A 22,861-nucleotide genomic window follows, 5' to 3' on the forward strand; every position below is an offset into this window, starting at 1 on the left:
CGTGCGGGGTGCACGCGGAAGCGTGGGATTCCAGGGAGGTGAGGAACTGGCGCAGGATGGCACCGATGCCCTGCCGGGTGATGAACGGCCGGGCGAGTACCTCGTCGAGACGGTCCACGGGAAGCGGAGCCGCGTCACGGGGTATGTGCAGGAGGGTGAAGGCGGCGCCTTCCTCGCTGGCTGTGCTGGCGTTGTAGGGGTGGAAGGTGTTGAAGAGGACTGCCTCACCGGGGCGGACCAGCGTGTCGTTGCGGAGTTGGGACACCTGCATCGCGCCTCCGGTGATCAGCGCCAGGATGTAGTGCTCCGGGTCGTTCTGCCTGATCAAGCGGGGGGTCCGCCAGGCTTGGAGAGCTGCGAGCGAGAAGCGGGAGACTCCGGTCTTCTCCAGGTTCAGTACCCCGGCTCGCGCGGCGAAGGTTGCGGGGTTGGTGAACGCCATCCTGGTGGGGGCGACAGTGTTGGCGATGATGTCGTGATACCAGTCCGCTCGTTCCTGCGTCGGTATGTCGTCCGTGGACATCCACGACCACATAGCGGACCACCCCCTGACTTCCGTGGTCGCCTCTCCAACTGGAGGACGAGAACGGGCAGAAAATCCGCTTCCCGGTCTCCGGCACGACGACACTACGACCGTCGTGCACCGCAGGAACCCGCCTTTTCGGACAAGACGCGCACAGCAGGGCTGCCCCAGTGGTACGGCCCGGTCGCATGCCGCGCACCGGCCTCCGAGCATGGGGGCGATGGGCCGCGGCTCTTCCCACCGCAACGGCGCAGGCGGGGCGTTCGAGGGCTTCCAGGCACCCTCCGGCCGCCGATCTCCTGGCCGATTCCATGCAAGCGCCCCGGCCCTTTCGCATTTCCGGTTCTCCCCTATGCCGGTGTGCACACCTGCGAAAGCCGGTGCCCGGAGCGATCTCCGCTCCGGCACCGACGCTACCGACGGTCCATGGACTGTGTGGTGACAGTGCGTGCAGACCATTCCGACGATCCGTGCGTCCATCCCGCCGGGCGGTGGCGCGTGTTCTGTCCCTGCGGGGGCAGGCGATTGCGCTGCCACTGGTTGGGGCAGCGCCACGGTGGGTGGGGCTGTCGGTCAGGAGACAGCTTTGAGAATCTGGCGACGTTTCTGGTCTTCGCTATCGTGAAAAAGGGCACGCCGCTCGCCTGGAACGACTACGCCATGGGCGTCGGCTGCGGCGGCAATGTGTCCACGAAGTCCTTCGCCGTGGACCTCGGCTCCGGGCGGCCCCACGCCTCTCCCCGGTCCGGGCAGCGGGGGCTTCCCCTACAAGGTCAGCGAGTCCGACCCCGAGGTCTTCTACGTGACCGCCGGTGCTCGGGCACACGACGTAGCCGGTACCTGGAGCTGGAGTGGCCCAGCGGAAAGCAGCACGGGTCGGTCCGGATCGACGACGACGGCAAACCATTCCGCACGAGCGGCAACCTGGTCCGACCCGCCTATGTCCACCCACGGGGCGCCAGTGCGTGGACGGAGGCCGTCGAGGACGAAAGAAGCGGGGAGGAGCAGCGGTAGGCGGAGGTTCCGGCCACAGGCCACCGGCCACCGGCAGGGCGGAGGAGATCACGGGCCCGGAGTGGTGAGCAGTGTCCCGTTGGACGGGCGCGGGGCGTCTGAGGGCTATTCGGTCACGCCGTAGTAGGCGGCGGGGAAGCGGGTGATGCCCGTGGTGTACGGCGTCGCCGTAACCGGAGGACGCATCCTCAGGTACATGGTCATACGGAGTGTCGGTCGACAAGGGGGAGCAGTACGAGGAGCGCGTCGGCGCCGACCACGTAGGCGAGGGTGTGCCGGCGCATATGGGTTTCGTGCAGCGTGTGGAGAGCGGCTCTGGTCAGACGGAGTTTTCCGATCAGGAAGACGCTGCATCCTGCCGTGCCGATCACGGCGGCCAGGGGACCGAGAGCCCATGAGAGGCCCCAGGCGATGAGGGCGAGGGCGGCGGTGGTCGCTGCGGTGGCGTAGGCGAGGGCGCGGGAGGGTCCGTGGCGGACGGCGGGCGGGGCGAGTCCGGCGGCGCGGTCGGCGGCGGCGTCGGGCAGGGACCACCACAGGGTGCGGCCGATGAGCAGCAGCCACAGACCGAGGAAGAGCGGCCAGGCCCAGCCGGGTATGTCGGGGCGGACGGCGGTGAAGGTGGACAGGCACGGCAGAAGGGAGAAGTGCAGGCCCAGACTGATGGGGTTGGCCAGGCCGCGCTTCTTCAGGCGGACCGGTTCGAGGTTGTACAGGTACTCCACCAGGATTCCGGCCGCTACAGCGGCGGCGATGAGCGGGCGGCCGAGATGAAGGGAGATGCTGACGGCCAGGAGCAGGGCGATGGCCATCTCGATGGACGCGATGGTGATCAGGCGGGTCCGGCCCAGGCGCAGCGCGGCCTGGGCGACACCGGTTTTGCCGGGTGTACGGGCGTCGATGGGGATGTCCATGGCCGCGTTGAGGACGTTCTGGGCGATCAACGGGATCAGATTGGCGAGCACGGCCAGGAGGACGAGGGGGTGGGCGAGCTGCTGGGGCGAGGTGGCCGCGAAGCCGGCGCCCCACAGGGCATGGCAGAGGTAGGCGATGGGAAACGGGAACTCCAGGCGGTGGACGCGGTAGAGGTCCCGTGCTCGCCGGCTGCGGCGGTCGGAGGTCAGGGGCATGGGCCGACTGCCAGGGTGAGTGTGGGCGGGGGGCCCATGGCGGGGCCGCGGCGCCGCGGGATGCCGTCCCGCGGGCCCGGACGGCCGAGTTCGACCCTGCGCAGTACGGCGGCGATGACCATCCGCATTTCCAGCATGGCCAGATCCGCGCCCAGGCAGCGCCGGGTGCCGCCGCCGAAGGGCAAGTACTGCTGCCCGGGCCATTTGCGGCCGAGGAACCGGCCGGGGTCGAACCGCTCCGGCCGCGGGTAGAGGTCCGGCTGTCGGTGCGCCGCGTAGACACAGGGGGTGAGTGTGGTGCCCCTGGCCCATGGGCGGCCGAGCAGTTCCCCGTCGGTGGTCAGGGTCCGGTTTCCGGCGAGGGTGGCGGGTGGTGTGATACGCAGGGACTCCCGGCACACGGCGTCGAGCAGCGGGAGGTCGGCCGCCGAGGAGCCGTCGGCCGGGCTGGCGGCGAGTTCCGCCTTGAGGTCGCCGCGTACCCGGTCGTGGCCGGCGAGCCAGTAGAGCGTCCAGGCGATCGCGGACGCGGTGGTCTCATGGCCGGCGAAGATCAGCGAGATGAGCTGGTCGGCGAGCTCGTCTCCGTCCAGTGGGCCCAGCGGCGGTTTCCCGGAGGCGAGTTCGGCCGCCAGGACCGGGCAGCCGGAGGCGAGCGGCGGGCGCAGGCTCTTCAGCTCCTCGCGCAGCATGTCCCGGTCGCGCAGGAAGGCACTCCACAAGGAGGGCACCGGGGCGGGCGGGCGCAGATAGCGGTAGCGCAGGGTGCGCCACGGGGTGCCGAGGATCTGCTCCACCAGGGTGTCGACCCGGGTGAGCAGGGCGCTGTTTCCGTCACCGAGCAGGATGTGACCGATGACGCGCAGGGTCACCCGGCGGGCCCACTCCGGCACCACGAACGAACGTCGCATGGCCAGTTCGTCGCCCGCCTGCTCCGCGATGGTGCGGATGGCGGGGATGTGGCAGGTCAGCCGCTTGCCCCGCAGCGCGGGCCCGATCACCTGCCGGTAGGCGTCATGCCGGGGGCCGTTGGCGAACAGCAAGGAGGTGGAGCCGACGAGCGGCCGTAGGGTGTCGCTCTGTTCCAGGCACATGTCCCGTTCGGAGCGGAACACTTCCGCGAGATCGTCGGCTGCCCACAGCAGCAGATGGGGAGCCGGGGCCCGGGTGAGCCGCACGGACCGCTCCGGCCGGGCGGCGACCGCGTCGAGGAAGGACAGGCCCTGGAAGCTGAGGCGCAGTCTGTCGATGGCCATCGACGTGTCGCCCCGTCCGCTCGGCGTCACCGTACGGCGGCGGAGCCGGTCGGCTGAGCCGGCGCCAGGCGGGCCGCAGCGGCGTGGAGGGCGGTGACACGGGCCGACTTGACCACGGTGACGGGGGCGTAGAGGTCCTTGTCGTGCCACAGCGGCGGGAAGACGGTTTCCTCCTGGCGGTCAAGGAGGAAACCGCAGCCGCCCGCCACCGCGAGGGCGACCGGCGGCGGCAGGTCGGCGGGGTGAGCGCGCAGGACCGTCTGGATGGCGTAGGAGGTCTCCTCCACGGTTCCCTCCCAGCGCCCCCAGGAGCCGTCGGGGCGCTGCGAGGCGAGTGTCCACCGCGCGGCACGCGCGAGGGCGTTCGCGGCATCCGGGTGGTGGCCGCGGGCCAGGGCGACGGTGCAGCACATCGTCGCGTAGTACGCGGAGGCGTGCCACTTGTCGTCCCAGGAACCGTCCGGATGCTGCTGGGCCAGCAGCCAGTTCTCGACCTTGTGGGCCGCGCCGCGACGGCGGGCGAGTTCCCCGGCCGGCTCGTCGGGGGGCGCTGCGTCCAGCAGGGCTTCGAGAACATGTGCGTTGGTGCTGGTGGACGGGGTGCGTTCGTGGGGGAAGCACACGAAGTAGTCATCGGCCTCGTAGCTCCACAGCGAGTGGACCGGGGCGGGGCGTCCGGCGAGGGCGAGCGTGTGCAGCACGGCGGCGGTGTCGTCGGCGTCGGCCGGCAGCCCTGGGCCTGCGGGCGCGCCCGAGGGGCCGAGGCTGCTCGTCAGACAGGCGGACAGCGCCGGTGGGATGGTGACGGGTACTCCGGCGTCCAGGAGCCAGCCGAGGACCCAGGCGCTTTCGAACACCGCGATGGACGTCACCCCGGGAACCGGGCCGCCCCAGCGGGCCTGGATCTCGCGGAGAAGCGAGGCGGGAGCCTCCTGCCGGGGACGGCCGGCGAGCCAGGCGGCGGTCGCGGCGGGCGAGGAGCCCACCGCCGAGGCGACAAGGCGGACCCCGGGCGCGTCGGCGGCCTGCTCGCCCAGGACCTCCAGGGTGTGCCAGAGCTTCTCCGGCAATGTCTGCCCGGTGGCCACGGCCGTGCGCAGCCGGTCCGGCGGCTTCTGTGCGACGCCATCGGGCAGAACCAGCGCCGTGGCGCCCAGGCGCCCTCCGGAGCCGTCCAGCCGGTCGTTCACCTCCTCGACCAGCCAGGGGACGATCAGCTCGGCCGCGATGGTGTCCGGCAGCGGGGCCGGGTGATCGGCGGCCAGTTCGTCGGCCAGAGCCCACAGCCCTCTGAGGGCGGCACGGGCGAGCGCGGGGGCGGACGGCCGGGCCCCATCGGTATCCGGCCGGGACCCATCAGTGTCCGGCCGGGACCGGTCGGTGTCCGGCCGGTCGCGTTCGCGCAGCAGTGCCTCGACAGCGCTGAGGGTGGGCACCAGAGCGTAGCCGTCGGGCTGCCCCCACCAGCCGTCCGGGCGCTGGGTACGCAGCAGGAAGGCGCACCGGGCGTCGTGGCCGTCCAGCCAGGGCGCGTCGCTGACCAGCCGGGCCGTCTCGTATACGGATGGCGACATGGTTCCCCGTGGGTATGCGGCCATTTCGGCGATCAGCTCGGCGGCGGCCCGTGCCGCCCCGGTCCGCCACCCGGCCAGGGAACGGAGAACGGCCGGGTGCTCCTTGTTCTGCTCGTGCATCGCTGCGCACTCCTCGTGGGTGTGGACGGGTCAGTGGTCGCGATGGATCAGGGTGTCGGCCAGCGCCAGCAGGCCGGCTTCCGCCGTGGGCTCGGGCCGTGCGCGTTCCAGAGCGGCGAGGGCGTCCGCGTGGGCTCGGCGGGCACGGAGCTCGGTCCAGGAACGGCCCCCTGCCTCCTCGATCAGCGTGGCCAGTTCCGCGTATTCGCCGGGGCTGAAGGGGAGTGCGGTGTCCCGGCCGTAGAGGAGGGCGAGCCGTTCACCGGCGGGGCCGGGCGAGGCGAGAGCGGCGAGCACGGGCAGGGATTTCTTGCGGGACCGCAGGTCGGAGTGGACCGGCTTTCCCGTGGTCCGCGGGTCGCCCCAGATGCCGAGCACATCATCGGTGAGCTGGAAGGCAAGCCCCAGGTGCTCGCCGAACTCGCCGAACAGAGCGGCCCGGTCGTCGTCCGCGCCCGCGCTCAGCGCGCCGAGACGGCAGGCACAGCGCAGCAGGGCCCCGGTCTTTCCGGCTGCCATGGTCAGGCTCTCGGGCAGGGTGGCGGTGGTGTCCTTCTCGAAGTCCAGGTCCATGGCCTGGCCCTGGACCATGTCCAGCAAGGTGTCATTGAGCACGGCGGCACTGGCCCGGCCCAGGGCCGATACGGTCTGGAGCGCCAGGGCCAGCAGGGCGTCCCCGAGCAGGACGGCCTTGCCGGTGCCGAACGCGGCCCATACGGTCCGGCGGTGGCGGCGCGTCATATCGCCGTCCATCACGTCGTCGTGGAGCACGGAGAAGTTGTGCACCAGTTCCACCGCGACGGCGGCGGGCAGGGCCGCCTCGGCCCGGCCACCCGCTGCCCGGGCACACAGCAGGGCCAGAGTGGGGCGGACGAGCTTGCCCGGGGAGTCCTGAGCCGGTCGCCTCCGCTCGTCCGTCCAGCCGAACTGGTACTCGGCGGTGTACCGCAGGGAGGCGGGGAGCCGGCCGATGGCGGCCCTGAGCCCCGACAGGGTCAGGGAGCGCAGTTCACGGTTGCTCTCCGTCGCGCCCGTCCCGGGCTCGGGCACTGTGTTCGGAGTTCTCGCCGTGAAGGCGTCCGGCCTGCCGTCGGTGGACACGGGTCGGTCCTCGGGCTCGGTCAGAAGTATCGCGGCAACCGGGCAGCGTCGGGCAGCGTCGCGTACGTCCTGCCAGAGCCGGCGATCCGGGGCAGGGGTGCGGACGACGACCACCCCGTCGTCGTCCCGGGTGGCGAACACCTCGGGCACGCTCTCGGCACACTGCCCCGAGGTGGCGCAGACGCTCTGGTCGGCGCGAACGTGCATGAGCGGGCCTCCCCATAAGTATGTGCGGGTCACAGGGCGACAGGAGAACGTTCGAAGGTCCGCAGGCTCAGCGCGGACCGGAACACCGGCCGTTCCGGTTTCTCCTCGCCTTTCTCCTCGCCCTCGTGCACCTCGGCGAGGAGCGCGGAGTCCTGAAGCGTTTCCGGATCCCGCAGCCGGGCCGGAACGTCGAGATCGGAGGTCTGGGATAGCGCGGTCATGGGTTGATTCCTCTCAGACGCCGCTGGACGGCCGGCGGCCCGCTCGACCCGATACAGGACCCACCCGTGTGGTCAGCGAGGCTCGACGATCATGCGCAACGGCTCGGGACGCACTGAGCTGCTGGCCACGCGGCGCACGACCGAGCCGGGAGCGGGCCGCAGCCGCCAACGGCTCAGGACCACGGCCAGTACGACGGTCAGCTCCGCCCACGCGAAGGACTCGCCCATGCACCCGCGCGGACCGGTGGAGAATGGCAGGAACGCTTCTCTGGGCCGGTCGTCGTCCAGCCAACGGTCCGGATCGATCCGTGTCGGGTCCGGGTACAGCCCGGTGTCGTGATGCAGGGCGTACGGACTGAACAGCAACGTCGTGCCCGCCGGGATCCGCCACCCCCGCCATTCGAGGTCGTCGACGGCACGCCGCATCAGAAACCAGATGCCGTAGCGGCGCAGCACCTCACGCAGGAACCGCTGCGTGTAATCCAACCGCGGCAGGTCGTCGAGCGCGGGCGCGCGGCCGGCGAGAACCTCTCTCAGCTCGGCGACGACCCGCTGTTCGACGTCCGGGTGCCGGGCCAGCTCGTAGAACGCACCGGCCAGCGCGGCGGAGGTCGTCTCGATGCCCGCGACGAACAGGGTCGTGATCTCGCTGTGGATCTGCCTGTCGGTCATGGCGGAGCCGGTGTCCTCGTCGCGTGCGGCCAGCAGAACGGACAGCAGGTCACCGTGGTCGGTGTCGTCCGCGCGGTAGCGGGCGATCAGATCGTCGACGAGGTGATGAAATTCCGCCACATGCGCCGTGGTGCGGCGGGTGCTCGGCAGCGGAAGGCGTTCCCACGCGCTCGCCGGCAGCAGGGATCGGGCGCTCATCACCTTGAGCACCGACGTGTTCAGGAACGCCAGTCGTCTGGCCGTCCGCGCGGGCATATGGGCGGAGGAGCACAGGGAACGCGCCACCACCATGCCGGCCAGCTCGGCGACGGCACGGTCGACGGCGACGGCTTGGCCGGGCTGCCACGACCGCGCCATCTCCGTCGCCTCGCGGTTCATGACGTCCATGTACGAGGCGATGCGCGTACTGCGGAACGCCGGCTGGATCATACGGCGATGCATGGCGTGCGGCGGGCCCTCCGCGGTGACCAGCCCGTCGCCGACGAGGGCTCTGATCCGGTCGTACACCCAGCCCTTGCCACCTTGCGCGCGTCGGTGACGAGCATGCGCCGGAGCAGCTCCGGACCGTGCACGTAGTAGACGGGCAAGCGGCCGAGATAGAGCCGTACCAACTCGCCGTGGACCGACAGGTCGCACAGGAAATCCTGCTTGCGCCGCGCCAACGCGAGTCCATGACCGATCAGCGGCAACCGCCCCGCTGCGGTGGGGACCGACGCCACATCGTTCAGAGCAGCCATCGGACACCTCCACCCCGCCCATGAGCGAAGGAGCCCCAAAGGCCGGGACCGGGAGCACATCGGAGAGCACACCGAGAGCGGGCTGCGCGTCCCGGTATGTTTCCGTCCGAACGCCCACGGCGTAGGAGACGCAATGAATCGAACCTGCCCTGTCCCGCCTCTGCACCAAGACCCTTCACCGTAACCAGATTGCGCATCCGGCGCGCACCTGAAACGGCGGAGCATGACGAACGAACGATTTCCAGCCGTGGGAGCGTCCCCTGAGCTCGCCCTCCACGCCCACTCGCCGAGCCCAGCGGAACCCGACTGGAGCCTCACCAGCGGTACCCAAGGTGGGCTCACCCGGATCGGCCATGTGCGCCGGCCCGGACTTCTCAAGGAGACGCCGTCCGCACAGTCCGCTGATCAAGCTCAGCACAGAGACCGACAGTTTGTCTGAGTCTCGATGCTCGCAACCGATGAAGCCGGTGGAACCCGGGCTGGCTCAACCGGACGGCGTGACCGAGGACCGCACGCCGAACCACTGCTCGGCGCCGTAGGCCTCGAACCGCTCCACCTCGATGAACCCCAGCTTCGCCGCGAGGCGCATCGAGCGGACGTTGGCGGTCTGGGTGGCGAGCACCACTGGTTCGCCGGGAAGCGCGCCGGTGAACCAGTCGAGTGCTGCTGCGCACGCCTCGGCGGCATACCCGCGTCCCCACGCCTCGGGCAGGAACAGGTAGCCGAGCTCGGCCTTCCCGGCGGCCTGAGGAAGGTGCCCCGTTTCCTTGTAGAGCGTGATCTGGCCGATCATCGCTCCGTCGAGATCGACTATGAAAAGGCCGGGGCGCGGGCTGGGCGCCCCCGGCATCTCTCGCTCGAGCTCGTCACGCGGCCGGGGGCCACCGAGGTAGGTGCCCACCTCTGGCGAGGCCAGCAGCTCGATGACCGCCGCACGGTCCCGGGCCTCGGGCTCGCGGAGCACGAGCCTTTCGGTCTTGATCGGGGCAGGTGGCCAGGCGACGGGTCCGAGTTCAGTCATGGCGGGCAACCCTATCCCACGCCCGTGAGAGTGATCCGAAAGAGAAGGACCAGCCAGCCCAAGGCCAGTGAACTCACTCGCCGGGTCCGGCAAGCTCTTCGGTCAGGGTTCGGAGCACTTCAAGACTCGGTGCCGCCTGATCGAGGGTTTGGGAGCTTTTGCCCCTGGCTCCCGCGAGCTGACCCAGGCGTTCGTCCAGCTTCTTCTCCGCACGGAACTGAGCCACCGCGTTGACGCCTCCGATACCGAGGAGCAGTACGCCAGCACCAACGGCGGTAGAAGCCGCGGGGAGCGAGATCGAGGTTCCACGAAGTCGACCCAGGGCCACAGACTTTCCTGCCAGCTCTTTCGCGGCGGCAGACGCAGTCGTCGCGATGACTCCTGACGCCGAAGACAGCAATTTCACATTCTTCGACACGGGCCGGAACCGGGCACGGATGCTCTTTTCAAGCTGGCCGAGCCGGCCATGGACGTCTTCGATCTCAGCACGGAGCTCGGCGATGGACTCAGTGATGCGCTCGGCCAGGGTCCTGGCGACGTCAGGCTTTTTCTGGTGATACTCGAAGGCGATCTGGGCGAGTCCGAACTGGACCGTAGCCGCGTAGCACTTCGCCAGCAGGTCGAGGTACAGCATCGCCTCTTCCACAGCCCCCTTGCTCAGGCTCTTCTCCGCCTTACGCGGGGACCCCTGCTCGGCGTTCTCCAACCTCGTGACCGCATCCTTGAGATGGCCAAGGCACTTGCGCCTCGCATCACCCAGGCTGTTCTTTATGACCGAGAACTCGCTCGCCTTGGCACCGCGCTTGCCGTGAGCACGCAGCCGCGCAACCAGATCCTCGACCTGCTCGACGGCATTCTCGACGGCACCGATCTGGTCGGACTGCAGGTGTTTGCAGAGCTCGTCCATCCGCTGCCGGATGGCCTTGATGTCCCGGGCCATCTCGGCAGTCTGAGCTTGAGCCGCGATGGCGCCCAGGATGGCTGCCCCACCTGACATGGCGGCGACACCCGTGGCGGGACGGATACGCATCAGACGCGCCACCTGGCCTCGATCGTTACGGATGGTGCTCTGGATCCAACCCCCTTCCTCGGTGATCACCTTGGCAGCCCTCATCATCTGGTGAGAGGTCCGGTCGAGCTCGACCAGACGGGCGGTCAGACGCTGAGACTCGATGAAGGACCGGGTCACAGGGTCCAGTGTCCGCAGGAGAGCCGCCCATTCGCTGGAGGTGAGGTCGGCAACCCGGTGCCCCCAACGTGAACGCTCCGTCCCGGAGGGGGCATCGATCACGATGGCTCGATCCTCCGCCACATGGACGACGATGTCTTCGGACTCATCCCTCAGCGACACTTCGTGCAGCCCCCTCGTCCGGACTCGACATCCCGATCGATTGTAGGTCTGGGCCCCGACATATTTCGGGCAAACGAATCACAGCATCACCACCTCACGCACCGCCCCCCGGCGGCTGCTGCCTTCTCCCCGCCCGAAGTCCCAAAACCTCCTGAGCTTTCGGAGGGGCACCCCGCTGACCTGTGTAAACGCCCGCCGGGCGGGTTCGCCTCTCCCCCGACGGGCGGCCACTGGAGGGGCGCGAAGTGGTGCCCCTTCTGGTTCGGTCCGGCCGCCTCCTGATGAGCGGCGGTCAGGAGCGGGGCGGTGCGAGCGCGTCCAGGGACTCCGGCAGGGTCTGGCCCCCGTCGACGACGAGGGTCTGGCCGGTGATGAAGGCGGCCTCGTCGGAGGCGAGGAAGAGGACCGCGTGCGCGATGTCCGAGGTCTCGCCCAGCCGGCCGACGGGGATCGAGGCCGTCATCCCGCGCAGATACTCCTCGCCCAGCGCGCCCAGCCCCTCGGTGCGCACATTGCCGGGCAGGACGGCGTTGACGGTGATGCCGTACGGGGCCGTCTCCAGGGCCGCGCCGCGCAGAAAGCCCAGCTGGCCCGCCTTGCTCGCGCCGTAGTGGGACCAGCCCGTGTAGCCGGTGACGGGGCCGGTGATCGAGGAGGTGAGGACGATCCGGCCCCGTCCGGCGGCTTCCATCGCCGGCAGACAGGCCCGTACGGAGAGAACGCTGCCCCGCAGATTGACGTCCAGCACCTCGTCCACATCGGCGGCGGTCATCTCGCGCAGCGGCTTCTCCGGGAAGATCCCCGCGTTGGCGCAGAGAACGTCGATCCCTCCGTGCAGACGTACGGCCTCGGCCGCCATCCGCTCGATCGCCTCCGGCTCCCGCAGGTCCACGCCGATCCCGGCGACCCGGCCACCGGTGGTCCGCGCGAGTTCGGCGGCGATCCCGGCGGCCGTCGTCCCGTCGCGGCCGGTGAGCAGCACGGCCGCGCCCCGGCTGGCGAAGAGTCCGGCGATCCCGTGCCCGATGCCGCGGGTCCCGCCGGTCACGATGACCGACCGGTTCTCCCAGTTCGTGAACGTCATGCGTCATGCTCCTTGCCCGGTGCCCCGGCCGCTCGGTGCCGGCGGCCGGGGGGCACGTTAGCGGAGCCCGTCACTCCGGGAGGGTGGCCCGCGCCCGGGTGGCCGATTGTCGATGGTCGGTCAGAGCCTTCAGAGCCTCCGCTCGTCGTGCGGGCAGGAAGGGGAGACGGTGGTGTCGTTCTGTCCCGGATCACGGGGGAGCCCCGCAACGGCACGAGCCGCGGACTGGCGGGAGTCGCGGGGGCTCATGCCGCAGGCATCGCGAAACGCCCGCCCGAAGACGTCCTCTCTCGTGAAGCCCCAGCTGATCGCGATCGAGTGCAGGGGACGGCACCGGAGTTCAGGGCGGAGCAGGTGGGCCCGGCAGTGCTCCAGACGGCGGCGGCGGATCATCGCCACCACGGTCTCCTCGACGGTGCCAGGGCCCTGCGGTGGTCATGACGAGACCGCTGGCGAGAGGAGAGCGGCGGCGGTCAGGGCCCGGACGGACGGGAAGTGTGCATGGAGCGTCCTCACGAGTCTCTCTCGTGGGGATGGTGTTACAGGGGGAGGGGGACGACGTTGGCAGCCTGCGGGCCCTTGGGGCCCTGGACGACCTGGTACTCGACTCGCTGGCCCTCGTCGAGGGTCCGGAAGCCAGGAAGGAGGATCGCGGAGTAGTGGACGAAGACGTCCGGGCCGGGGATATCGGGGGTGATGAATCCGTATCCCTTTTGGTTGTTGAACCACTTCACGGTACCGAAGTTGAGCAGCTGGCGCTGCTGCTCCGGCACCTGCGGAGCCACGGCCTGTGCGGTGTCGGCATGAGCGGGTACGGACGAGCCAACGAGGGTACCGAGCGCGAGCACAGGCGCGCAGACCAGAGTGGACAGCAGTGACATCCGGCGATACCGGGGAGAGAAGGGCATAGCGCGATCCTCAACCGGCCCGCACGGACCCCGCCATCCGGGAGAGCCGAACGGGCACCGGCCGCGACGTACAGTCACCAGCCCCCCGGTACGCCCGGACGGACGGAGCGGGTCCCTCCGGGCGGAATCCGTCTGCGCTGGGAAGCCGCTCTCACAGCCGCGCCCCGTTGGCGACCACGGCCGGGATCACCCTGGCCACGACCCCCGTCGCGCACGCCGCGCAGTCGATCGTGTGCTCCCCCCGTGGCGGACATTCACGACGTTGCCATCTGCGACAGCCACCGCCCCGCACCCATCCGGGGACAGCGCGGCGCGGGGCCCGGGTACCAGCGCGCTTGGCGACGGTGTTCACCGCGTGGACGGACAGGTCGCGCACCGCGACGGGCACAACATCGACACCACACCACGGGTGAACAGCCTTGGCTCGATCTGTGTGAGAAGCGTGTGAAACTGTGGGAGTTCGTGATGCCTGCCAGGATGGCGAGCCCATGGCCGGGCGCTGGCGGGACCGGTGTGCGGCGGGCTTGGGTTCCCGAGAATTTCACGTCGGTGAGTCGCCCTCCCTGACGGGTGGCACGGCGGCGTGTGTGGAGCTTGGCCCGTACCCTGGCCTTCGTCCACTCGGAGAAACGCCGATGAGCCGTTACCCCCGACGGCCCGAACGAAGCAGTGGCCCTGGGCCTGTGGTCAGGGCCTGCCCACCTCGTACTGGAAGCAGCCGTACTCCACCGCCCGTACGTGCACGAGTGCGACTTCAGGGGCAGCGAAGGCCGTGTGCAGCGCCAGGTCCACGGCGGCCTGTGCCTGACCGGGATCCCCCGGCAACTGCACGATCGTGCCACCCGTGATCTGACCTTCGGCGCTGTAGCAGCGGAAGACACGCAGTGCCCCGGTCTCGGCGAACGGATACCCGAACGCCGAATCTGGGCCCTTGCACCGGTCAGCGTGGATGAAAACCGGGCCCACCTCGTCATAGGCCCCCGGGTCCACGCCCACCTCCGCCGCCCACCGACGCAGCGGAGCGTACGACACCAGCGAGATCCGCTCGCCGGCACGGCTACGGCGCAAACAGCAGCGCAAGGGCGCTCCGACCATGTCGCACACGTAGGGACGGCGAACCATGCCGGCATCGTCGCACTCTCGGAGCTCATCGAGAACGTGGGGAGCGATGGCCGTCGGCTGGTAAGTCACTGTCGTCATGCACTCAGGCTGCGTGGTTGAGATCGTCGATGCTGGCGGGAATCAGACATCACATTGGGTCAGAGACACCGACACGCCAGCACATTCGAAACACGCCCTAGTAGGGTCAGGGACTGGCGCGGACACCTGGACTCGTTCGCCCAGTCAAGGACGCCCGAACCCGGGAAGCTGGACAGCCGGTCGGCGCAGGCTGACGGCTCGGACGGTGCTCCGGGCACTCCCCGAGCCCGCGGGGCGGTGGGGCGCTTGAGGGCTGCTCCCGGAAAATTACCGAGCTCCGCCGGGAGCGCGGAGACAGCCTCAGCCCGCGAATCGTCCAACGGGGAGGGACAGGGCATGCGAGGGCAGGACTGGTACGCGATTCGCCATCTCGGCTTCGCCGACAAAGATGCGGGTCGATTCGATCACAGCCACCCGTTGAGGACTGCGACCAGCACAGTCGCCTCGTAGCGGACGGCAAGCAGCCACGGCCCGGTGACGCTTGAGGCGGGTGATGCCGCATCCGACCGCGTGGCGGCTCACGGTAGTCGGTCATGCCGGACTTCGGCGGCCGGCCGCTCCGGGAGCCGAGTTTTCTGGCGGTTGCAGACGTGGTCCGCAGGGACGGCGATGGTCGCCTTGATGCCGCGTCTGCGCAGGTAGGCCCGGTTACTACGGGAGTCGTACGCCCTGTCGGCCCGCACCCGGTCCGGTCGCCTGCGGGGCCGCCCACGCCCAGTCGGGGCACTCGAGTCGCCTCCAGAACCGGCTCGAACTGCGGAGAGTCGCCCCGCCTCCGCCGAGGTCCAGCAGCCACTGCCCCAGGTGACGGTGGTCTCCGCGTCCGCGACGCCCAACACCTTCCATGTCGCCTACCGTTGTGCCCCCGTCTCCGGCGTGCGTGCCATAGCGCTTCAGGCCGACCTCAACACCGCGGGCCACTATCCACAGGTTCCTCGACCAGGTCCTGTTGTGTGCTCACGGGACCGTGATGGCGGGCGGGTGGTGCTACGCGGTTCTCCCGCGGGGCGTCGCGCCCGCGCTGATGAGGAGATCGGCGGTCTCGTGATGAGGACCGTTGAGCGCCCAGTCCAGTGGGGACCAGCCTGTGCCCTGATCCTCCCGGAGGTTCGGATCGGCACCGTGCGCCAACAGTTCGCGCACTGTCTCGGTGTTCCCCCAGCACGCGGCTGCGCACAGGGGTGTGCCTTCCGCGCCGAGTCCGCTGCTCTCGCTGTCAGGGGTGGCCCCGGCCGCGAGGAGCAGGCGCGCGATCTCGGCTCTCCCGTTCACGGATGCCTCATAGAGAGGGGTGGTGCCCTCGCTGTCGGCCCGTTCCGGGGCGGCCCCAGCCCTCAGCACCGCCTTCACACGGGCGGTGTCACCCGCTCGAATCGCTGTGAAGAGACGACGGGAGAGCTTCTTCTGCTGCCGCTGGTTCATGAGGGCCGAGGTTAGCGGCCGGGCGCGTGGCGGGGCCAGTCGTATCCACTCGTTGACGGCCGTGACCAGCACGGTTGCCGTGTAGCGGACGGCAAGTCCATCGTGTCCCGCTTCCTGTTGCTACGGCTCGATGCCCCTTCAGACGGCACTGGTCAAGGAGCGAGCCGACGGCCGTATCCCTCGCGCGGGGGAGGTGTTCCCCACCTGTGGGGGATCTCCCTTCGCCGTCCGGTGGCTGTACTGGAGCGGTCGGAGACGGATGGACAGACATCGGCCGTGCCCGGTCCCATTCCCACCACGGCCGGGCACGGAGGAGGGAAGGGATCGCGGTGCGTACCTGGAGGAGGAGCCTGCTGAAGGCGGCGGTGACGGGGGTGCTGGCCGTGGCGATCGTGCCCGCGGCGCCGGAGGCGATGCCGGCAGCGGCATGGGCTGTGACGGCAGCATCCGACAGATCCGGGCAACGGCGGGGGGACATACGCGAGGCACTGAGCGACCTGCCGGGTCTCCGAGTGATCGAGGAGCGGCCGGGCGCCGAACCGGGATACCGCTTCTTCATCCTCGGCCTGCGCCAGCCTGTTGATCACGCGGATCCGTCAGCCGGCACCTTCGAGCAGCGTCTGACCCTGCTCCACACGTCGGCGGACCGTCCCACGGTGCTGTTCACAACGGGCTACGAGGTGCCGCTGTCACCGCGGCGAACCGAACCGGCCGTGCTCCTCGACGGCAACCAGATAGGCGTCGAGCACCGTTTCTTCGGCACTTCACGCCCAGCGACGGTGGACTGGTCCCACCAGACCATCCGCCAGGCCGCCGACGACCACCACCGTGTGGTGAAGCTGTTCCGGAAGCTCTATCGCGGTGCCTGGATCTCGACGGGTGGCAGTAAAGGCGGCATGGCGTCCGTCTACCACCGCCGCTTCCACCCCGACGACGTGGACGGCACCGTGGCGTACTCCGCGCCGAACAACGTCGACGACCGCGAGGACTCCGCCTTCCTCAGGTTCCTCGACACCGTCGGGACCGCCTCCTGCCGCGACGCCCTCAAGGCGGCACAGCGGCAGGCTCTCCTGCGCCGCGACGAGATGGTGGCCCGGTACGAGGCGTGGGCGACGTCCACCGGAAGCACCTTCCGCATCGTCGGAAGCGCCGACAAGGCCCTCGAAACGGCCGTACTGCGCGCCCCGGTGATGTTCTGGCAGAACCGGAGCGCGTCGGACTGCGCGGCCGTCCCCGCGCCGGACGCCACCACCGAGGAGCTCTACCGCTGGCTGGATGCCACCGCGGTGCTCTCCGTCTACGCCGACCCGGTCGCGGAGCACTTCATCCCGTACTTCTACCAACTCGGCACCCAGATGGGGTACTTCGACGTGCCGACCGCGCATCTGACCGGTCTCCTGCGGTATCCAGGTGCCGTCGAGCCCCGCAACTTCGTTCCCCGCGACATACCGATGCGTTTCGACCGCCGTGCGATGCCCGACATCGATCGCTGGGTCCGGCTGCACGGCAGCCGCCTCCTGTTCGTCAACGGAGCCCAGGACCCCGTGGTCGCCGAGCCCTTCCGCCTCGGCCCCGGCACCCGTGACTCCCGCATCGCGTGGGCACCAGACGCCAACCATCGTGTCAGGATCGCCGACCTCCCATCCCAGGGCCGCGCCGAAGCCACAGCCGCCCTCTTCCGGTGGGCGGGTGTCCCGGTCCCCGCTCGCGGCTGAACTGGCCGTTGGACCAGCCCGGAAGCCCTCGTTGGCATCGGGACCGGGGCGCTGGTCAGCGCGGGGTCCGGATGCGTCCGCACCGTCAGCGGCCCGGTTGCGGGTCCACCAGCCCCTGCGGACGGTGACACGGCCGGTGGTCGGATGCCGCGGCCCGCACCGCCGCTACGACCGCAGGGCGGAACGCATCCCCGGCTTCGCCGGCCCCGGGCGGTCCGGGAAGCGGATTCATCGGCTTCCTCATGGGTCGGCTGTCTGCTCCGTGGTGCCGCCCTCTCATCGGTGTGGTTCGCCGGAACGGCCGAAGCCGGGGCCACGGTGGTGGCGGTGAGCGGGCCCGCAGCGAGGGCCGTGGTGGGCAGGAGGGCGCGGGTGCGCATGGCGACTCTCGAATGAGAGGTCCGGGCCCGCGCGGTGCGCGGGCCCGGACGGGTGGTGCGAGTGAGACGGGTCCGGCGGATCAGTCGGTGAAGTTCAGGCCGTAGCCCGGGTAGCCGGCGGTGGAGATGCCGACCGCGCCCGGGGAGAGCGTGCGCGCCCCGGTGGTGGTGATCTTCTTGCCGTCGGAGCGGAGCAGGGTGACCGAACCGTTGTAGTCGTTCTCACCCTGGGCGCCGATGGTCAGATCGCCCTTTCCGTCGCGGTCCAGGTCGGAGAGGCTGACATCGCTGCCGAAGCTGTCCTCCTTCTCGGGCGTGCTGGGCACTCCGGTGCTGTCCTGCGTGAAGGACTGCGCCCCGGCGGTGGAGAGACCGTCCGCCGTGCCGTACAACACGGTGACGGAACCGGCGAACGAGGCCGGGCCGACCGTCTCGCCGTACGCGCCGATCGCCAGATCGAGGTGGCCGTCGCCGTTGATGTCGCCGAGGCCCAGCTCGCCGCCGAAGTAGTCCTGCTTCTCCGAGGAACCGGGGACACCCGGGGTGTTCTGGGTGAAGGAGTCGGAGACACCGCGGACCGGGCCGCTCGCGCTGCCGTTGACCACGAGGACCTTGCCGCCCTTGGCGGCGGGCTGCCCGGCGGCGTCCGAGTACTTGGTGCGGTCCCACTCCAGGCCGATGACGATATCGCTGTACTCGTCGCTGTTGAGCTTGCCGACGGCGGTGATGGTGCCCGCGGGCAGCAGCCCGGCGCTGCCACCGCTCAGATTGCCGCTGCGGGTGCCGCGCACCCAGTAGTTGGCGTTGAAGTCGGTGGCGGTGCTGAAGGCGTTGACGATCAGATCGGCGACGCCGTCGCCGTTCACATCACCGGAGGTGAGGTAACGGATGCCGTTGTAGCTGCCGGTGTGCACCGGCAGGCTGATGCCGTCGTGGCCGCCGGTGCCGCCCGACTTGGTGAAGCCGCCCCGGTAGCGGTCGACGGTGGAGCCGGTGGAGCCGAGGGCGATATCGGTCTTGCCGTCGCCGTCGAAGTCGCCCGTCTCGATGGACTTGGCGAAGTGGTCGTGCTTGGCCGGCGCGGGGTCCTCGATGGTCGTACCCCCGTTGAGGCCCTTGGCCGAGCCCCAGAGGATGACGGCGGTGCCGCTGTCCTTGTCGCTGCCGACGTCCTCGCCGAAGGCGCCCACGGCGAGGTCGGCGAAGCCGTCCTTGTTGAAGTCGCCGAAGCCGCTGGCGGCGCCGAAGTAGTCGCCGGTCTCGGCACTTCCGGGGACCCCGGCGGAGTTCTGGCTTATCAGAGCGCGATTGGTGGCGCTGATGCCCTTGGCGGAGCCGTAGTGGACGACGATCTGCCCGGCCCCCTTCTTCCCGGCGACGGCGGCGGCCGACGCGGAGACGGCGATATCGGTGTAGCCGTCGCCGTTGAAGTCGGCGTGCAGACCGGAGCCGGCCGCCGACGCGGGGCTCGCGGAGATCGTCACCATGCCACCGGTCACTGCGAGTGCGGCGGCGGTGGCCAGGGCCGTACGGAACTTCTTCTGCATGCGGGCTTCTCCTGCGGCATGCGGGGAGGCCGATCCCCCGGCCTCCTCAGTCAATGGGTCGCGTTCCGCCCTGTTCACCCGGAATTGTTCGCGGGGTCATCTGCGCGGTTGACGAATGGAAGATCTTATCGGCGGGACAGGAGGGTTGTAGGAGAATCGGGGAAATCTTCCTTCCGTACCCGGGCGACAGAGCCCACCGCCCGGCTCGCCCTTCGTGGACCGCTCCGCGGCGTGGGCCGCTGGACTCCGGCGCGCCTTCCTGAGTCATCGGCCACGATCCACTGCGGCAGCCGGACATCCCCACTGGGCTTCGGCCGTGTGGTCGCTTTTTGGAGTGATTTCCGGATATAAGGGTGGTGGCCGCGTCAGGCGCGGCGGACCCGCCAGAGCCATGCTGCCGTGCCGGTCAGCAGGGCGAGCGTCGCCAGGTTGGCCAGGAGGGCCGGGGTGTCGCCCGACGGGGCGGCGCTGGACGAAATCCAGACGCTGATGGCGACGGTCGGCAGGACGGCGGTGAGCAGAACGCCAGTGGTCTTCTGGACAGAGGTCCAGTGCACCGAGGTGCAGAGCAGCACCGCGCCGATGACGCGGAACAAGGTGCTGCAGAACTGTGCGGCGGGGACGTGGGGGAGGAGCGCCGCGAAGAGGAACGGGAGAGTGAGCATCAGGAGCGGTACCAGGGGGTGTATCTTGCCGCGCCGGGCGGGTGCACCGCCCCGGGCCGGGGCCCCGGCGGCCCCGTTCCCCGCCTCGGCCAGCGCCGTCGCCGCGATCGTGCGGGGGTCCCCCAGCTCCGCCAGGACCTCGCCGATCGCGGTATCGGGGCGTTCGGCGCGCGTTACCTCGATGTGTTCGGCGAGGTCGGCGAGGAGTTCCTGGCGACGGTCGGCGGGGAGCGCGGAGGCCTCGCGCTCGACGGCGGAGAGGTAGCCGTGTACAAGGTCGGCAGAGGTCTTCATGCGAGGTCTCCGGTGGAGGGGTGCGGGGTGGTCAGGAAGGTGTCGACGGCGTTGCGGAAGCCGGGCCAGACGCGGGTGAACTCGTCGAGTGCGGCCCGGCCGCTGTCGGTGAGCGCGTAGTAGCGGCGGGGTGGGCCGGAGGTGGACTCCTGCCAGGTAGTGGTGACCAGGTCGTCGCGGCGGAGCCGGGAGAGCAGCGGGTAGACCGTGCCCTGGCTGGTGGCCAGGGCGCCGGAGTCCTCCAGAGCGTGGAGGAGTTCCACGCCGTAGCGGGGGCGGTCCCGCATCAGGGCGAGTACGCAGTACTCCAGGACACCCTTGCGCAGCTGGGTGGCTGCCCGGGCCTGCTTGGTCGAATCACCTGGTTCCATGCGATGCAAGATACCTGGTGGGGCAAGCGGATGGGGAAGGGGGGATCCCCTGAGGAATTGTCCGGTCGTCGGCCGCGACTCCGTCCGGCTTCCTGCGGGGCCTTCCCGGCCCCGGCTTCGGGACGCGAATCTTCTCCAGGACCGGCTTGAACTGGGTGCAGTCGGCCCGCTGACCTGGTGTGACGACCAGGGAGAGCGGGCGGCATCGGCCGTCGGCGCTCAGGTGGAGCCTGGTGGTGAACCCGCCGCGCGAGCGGCCCGGGCCCTCACCTCCAGCACCACCGGGGACGAGGTCCAGCGCGCTCAGCATCACCGCGACCGCGACCGGAGCGGACGACGGAGCCGGCTGCCCGTCCACCGGAGACCGCACCAAACCCCACGCTCCCACCCGTATCAGCTTCCTGGCAGCACTGCGCCCCACCGGTTGGTCCGGGTAGGGCGCAAAGACAGCCCGCAATTGGCCAACAGCGTCCCCTCACGGGCGGCGAGCCGTCCCCGCAGCGCCACCAAGTCGCTCTCGCGCCCACTTCACGTTCTCCAGCCGTGTCAGACCGGCTGTCGCAGCCACGAGTCGAGAGTCGCATAATCGCTGTCAGTCAGACCATGGCGGGGATCGACACGATGGAGCAGGGCTTTCCCCTGATGATGGGCAGCGACCCAGGCCCGATCGGTGTTCGTGACCTCGTCGTCGACCCAGGCGAACGGGCGCCCCGCCGCCCATTCGACAAGGGCGCGGGTCTTCCAGTGCAGTCCGGCCCGCTCGGCCTGCTCGTCTTCGTCGGAGGGCTCCGGCCAGATCACCACTGCCAGTTGCGGCAGGCCGATTCGTGGTGCGACGCACTCGTTCGCGTCGGCCATCCATGTCGTGGCCCAGACGAGATCGCACGGCAGCGCCGTCAATCGGGGTCCGTGCTCGGGGTTGAGTCTGGCCAGAAGGGGATTTGAGTGACGCCCCTGTGGTTCCAGGACTGCCTGATACGTCGGATGCCCGTCCGGATAATCCTGCGGCGCTGTCCCGAACGGAATCAGCGGACCATCGACATCGAGGAAGAGCAGCGGACGCTGTACAGCAGAAACGGTCACGACGGCACGATAGCGACTCCTTCAGGGAGTTGGCCGGGGCCTGGAGCAGAATGAGGAGCCCCGGCCGGACTTGCTCCGGCCCCGCACGTCATGTCTGGTTCGGATGGCCGGGACAGGGCCTGTGGGGTGGGGCCTCCTCGGTCGTCGCCGCGGTCTTTTCGCCAGCGCGGAGGGAATGGGCGAGCGGTCCACCGCCGACGAGCTCCCCGAACCGTGAGGTTCGCGCCGTCCCCGGTGCCTTCCCGGCGTCGGTGGTGGACTTCTGGAGCGGGTGGGGGTCAGGCCTGGCTGAGGATCACCGCCAGCGCTCCGCACTCGGCCACGAGCTGCACGGCCAGCGCGGGCCGTCGCACCCAGGCCGTGGCCGCCACGCACGCGACGGTGCACGCCAAGGCACCCAGGCCGGCACCCCACCAGAACAGCCGGCCCGGCAGCGACCAGCCGCACTGCTCTCCGTACGTCAGGCAGCGTGACGCCCGATCAGTGGAGAAGGCCACGAACAAGGTGGCCAGGACAGCGGGGACGAAAAGGGTTGCGGCCAGGGCAGAGCAGATCCGGGTACCACCGGTGGCGGGCGGCTGTGTTTGATCCATTCCCCCATCCAACGCCGACCGCCCGGCGTGCCGCACCGGTGTGCGTACTCAACCCGCTGGGGGAGGGTACTCAGAGCCGCGGGCGTGCGGGGGCCTCCTCGTGACCTGTCGTGGCCGGGGGATCACCCTTTGGGCGGGCGCGGTCTGGGTGATGTCGACCGGCCGAGGACGGCGGCGCGGTAGTGGGCCCGGGTACACGGCCGGGTGGAGTACGGGGCTGCCGGCCCGGCCCGGGCCGCAGATCGTGCGGTGAGTCCCCGACAGCCAGGCTCACCTGCCGGGCCGTCGCACCCGCGCCGCGTGAGAGCCACCCGGACGGACGGCTCCGTTCCGGGGCCCGTCCTGGAGCCGCCAGAGGCAGGGCGGGGAGGGGGCAGGGCGCCGGGCCTTCCACCCGGGGCCGTCATCGAGAGCCGCACAGCGCGAGGGGGCTGTGGGACCCGGTAGCCCCCGTCGTGAACGGCCGGGTCGGCCATGGGGCCGGGCGGGCCGGTGCAGGGGGCGTGCGGGATCGGGGGGTTGCCCCCGCAGGGCCGGGATACGCCCTCCCCCGTGCGGTGCCACCGCCCGACAATCGGCGAGACGGCACCACCCCCACTCCCGGGAGGCGAATTCCATGGCCCTGAGACTCTTTCCCCGTCCACGCCCGGCGCGTCGGCGGCGGCCCGCCCG

At 70.1% G+C, this 22,861-nt stretch carries 20 protein-coding genes and 2 pseudogenes; 2 read left to right on the top strand and 20 right to left on the bottom strand.

The features are described from left to right. Positions 1-523 (bottom strand): cupin domain-containing protein (locus tag FF041_RS37910; RefSeq protein WP_407698159.1); only part of this gene is annotated, 523 nt, incomplete at its 3' end. Positions 524-1,141: 618 nt separating this feature from the next. Here FF041_RS37910 and FF041_RS39005 point away from each other — a divergent pair. Next, positions 1,142-1,537: pseudogene (locus FF041_RS39005) on the top strand (transcriptional regulator); the annotation flags it as partial. A 200-nt stretch (positions 1,538-1,737) separates the two neighbouring features. Here FF041_RS39005 and FF041_RS14950 read toward each other — a convergent pair. The 15 genes and pseudogenes from FF041_RS14950 to FF041_RS15010 form a co-directional block, all read right to left on the bottom strand. Beyond that, the gene (locus tag FF041_RS14950) at positions 1,738-2,667 is read right to left on the bottom strand and encodes a UbiA family prenyltransferase (RefSeq protein WP_194292041.1); all 930 of its coding nucleotides are present in this window, start codon (positions 2,665-2,667) and stop codon (positions 1,738-1,740) included. Then, positions 2,658-3,923 (bottom strand): cytochrome P450, encoded by a 1,266-nt coding sequence (locus FF041_RS14955; protein WP_153523294.1) that lies wholly within the window; start codon positions 3,921-3,923, stop codon positions 2,658-2,660. The genes FF041_RS14950 and FF041_RS14955 overlap by 10 nt, the downstream gene beginning before the upstream one ends. A gap of 26 nt (positions 3,924-3,949) precedes the next feature. Beyond that, positions 3,950-5,617, bottom strand: a complete 1,668-nt coding sequence (locus tag FF041_RS14960; protein WP_153523295.1) for a prenyltransferase/squalene oxidase repeat-containing protein — start codon at positions 5,615-5,617, stop codon at positions 3,950-3,952. A gap of 30 nt (positions 5,618-5,647) precedes the next feature. Further along, positions 5,648-6,925: a polyprenyl synthetase family protein gene (locus tag FF041_RS14965; RefSeq protein WP_153523296.1), complete on the bottom strand. Its 1,278-nt coding sequence runs from the start codon at positions 6,923-6,925 to the stop codon at positions 5,648-5,650. Between the two features lie 29 nt (positions 6,926-6,954). Then, a complete protein-coding gene (locus tag FF041_RS14970) occupies positions 6,955-7,146 on the bottom strand; it encodes a hypothetical protein (protein WP_153523297.1) in 192 nt (63 codons plus the stop codon). Between the two features lie 72 nt (positions 7,147-7,218). Beyond that, positions 7,219-8,325 carry a cytochrome P450 gene (locus tag FF041_RS14975; protein ID WP_194292042.1) on the bottom strand — a complete coding sequence of 369 codons (1,107 nt, stop codon included), beginning with the start codon at positions 8,323-8,325 and terminating at the stop codon, positions 7,219-7,221. After that, on the bottom strand, positions 8,244-8,555 hold the full coding sequence (locus tag FF041_RS37915) for a hypothetical protein (RefSeq protein ID WP_194292043.1): 312 nt from the start codon (positions 8,553-8,555) through the stop codon (positions 8,244-8,246). The genes FF041_RS14975 and FF041_RS37915 overlap by 82 nt, the downstream gene beginning before the upstream one ends. A 484-nt stretch (positions 8,556-9,039) precedes the next feature. Next, positions 9,040-9,576 (bottom strand): GNAT family N-acetyltransferase, encoded by a 537-nt coding sequence (locus FF041_RS14980; RefSeq protein ID WP_153523299.1) that lies wholly within the window; start codon positions 9,574-9,576, stop codon positions 9,040-9,042. Positions 9,577-9,649: 73 nt separating this feature from the next. Further along, on the bottom strand, positions 9,650-10,927 hold the full coding sequence (locus tag FF041_RS14985; RefSeq protein WP_153523300.1) for a hypothetical protein: 1,278 nt from the start codon (positions 10,925-10,927) through the stop codon (positions 9,650-9,652). A 292-nt stretch (positions 10,928-11,219) separates the two neighbouring features. Further along, positions 11,220-12,011 carry a 3-oxoacyl-ACP reductase FabG gene (gene fabG / locus FF041_RS14990; RefSeq protein ID WP_153523301.1) on the bottom strand — a complete coding sequence of 264 codons (792 nt, stop codon included), beginning with the start codon at positions 12,009-12,011 and terminating at the stop codon, positions 11,220-11,222. A 129-nt stretch (positions 12,012-12,140) separates the two neighbouring features. Next, a complete protein-coding gene (locus FF041_RS14995) occupies positions 12,141-12,413 on the bottom strand; it encodes a helix-turn-helix domain-containing protein (RefSeq protein ID WP_323391883.1) in 273 nt (90 codons plus the stop codon). A 137-nt stretch (positions 12,414-12,550) separates the two neighbouring features. After that, complete coding sequence (locus tag FF041_RS39010) at positions 12,551-12,763, bottom strand: cold-shock protein (protein ID WP_228388225.1); 213 nt, start codon at positions 12,761-12,763, stop codon at positions 12,551-12,553. An 843-nt stretch (positions 12,764-13,606) separates the two neighbouring features. After that, positions 13,607-14,119 (bottom strand): DUF1203 domain-containing protein, encoded by a 513-nt coding sequence (locus FF041_RS15005; protein WP_153523302.1) that lies wholly within the window; start codon positions 14,117-14,119, stop codon positions 13,607-13,609. Between the two features lie 605 nt (positions 14,120-14,724). Further along, positions 14,725-14,835, bottom strand: a pseudogene (locus FF041_RS37920) (IS5 family transposase); the annotation flags it as partial. A gap of 271 nt (positions 14,836-15,106) precedes the next feature. Continuing rightward, on the bottom strand, positions 15,107-15,541 hold the full coding sequence (locus tag FF041_RS15010) for an ankyrin repeat domain-containing protein (protein WP_153523303.1): 435 nt from the start codon (positions 15,539-15,541) through the stop codon (positions 15,107-15,109). A 329-nt stretch (positions 15,542-15,870) separates the two neighbouring features. On the opposite strand from FF041_RS15010, the gene FF041_RS15015 reads away from it, so the two are divergent. After that, the gene (locus FF041_RS15015) at positions 15,871-17,256 is read left to right on the top strand and encodes a S28 family serine protease (protein WP_323391884.1); all 1,386 of its coding nucleotides are present in this window, start codon (positions 15,871-15,873) and stop codon (positions 17,254-17,256) included. A 460-nt stretch (positions 17,257-17,716) separates the two neighbouring features. Here FF041_RS15015 and FF041_RS15020 read toward each other — a convergent pair whose 3' ends face one another. From FF041_RS15020 to FF041_RS15035, 4 genes are all read right to left on the bottom strand, one after another. Continuing rightward, positions 17,717-19,183 carry an FG-GAP and VCBS repeat-containing protein gene (locus FF041_RS15020; protein ID WP_153523304.1) on the bottom strand — a complete coding sequence of 489 codons (1,467 nt, stop codon included), beginning with the start codon at positions 19,181-19,183 and terminating at the stop codon, positions 17,717-17,719. A gap of 365 nt (positions 19,184-19,548) precedes the next feature. Continuing rightward, a complete protein-coding gene (locus FF041_RS15025) occupies positions 19,549-20,142 on the bottom strand; it encodes an HAAS signaling domain-containing protein (RefSeq protein WP_153523305.1) in 594 nt (197 codons plus the stop codon). Then, positions 20,139-20,513: a PadR family transcriptional regulator gene (locus tag FF041_RS15030; RefSeq protein ID WP_153523306.1), complete on the bottom strand. Its 375-nt coding sequence runs from the start codon at positions 20,511-20,513 to the stop codon at positions 20,139-20,141. Before FF041_RS15030 ends, FF041_RS15025 begins: the two co-directional genes overlap by 4 nt. A 546-nt stretch (positions 20,514-21,059) precedes the next feature. Then, the gene (locus tag FF041_RS15035; protein WP_323391885.1) at positions 21,060-21,596 is read right to left on the bottom strand and encodes an HAD domain-containing protein; all 537 of its coding nucleotides are present in this window, start codon (positions 21,594-21,596) and stop codon (positions 21,060-21,062) included. Between the last annotated feature and the right edge of the window lie 1,265 nt (positions 21,597-22,861).

The organism is Streptomyces jumonjinensis, assembly GCF_009600885.1.
Lineage (GTDB): Bacteria > Actinomycetota > Actinomycetes > Streptomycetales > Streptomycetaceae > Streptomyces > Streptomyces jumonjinensis.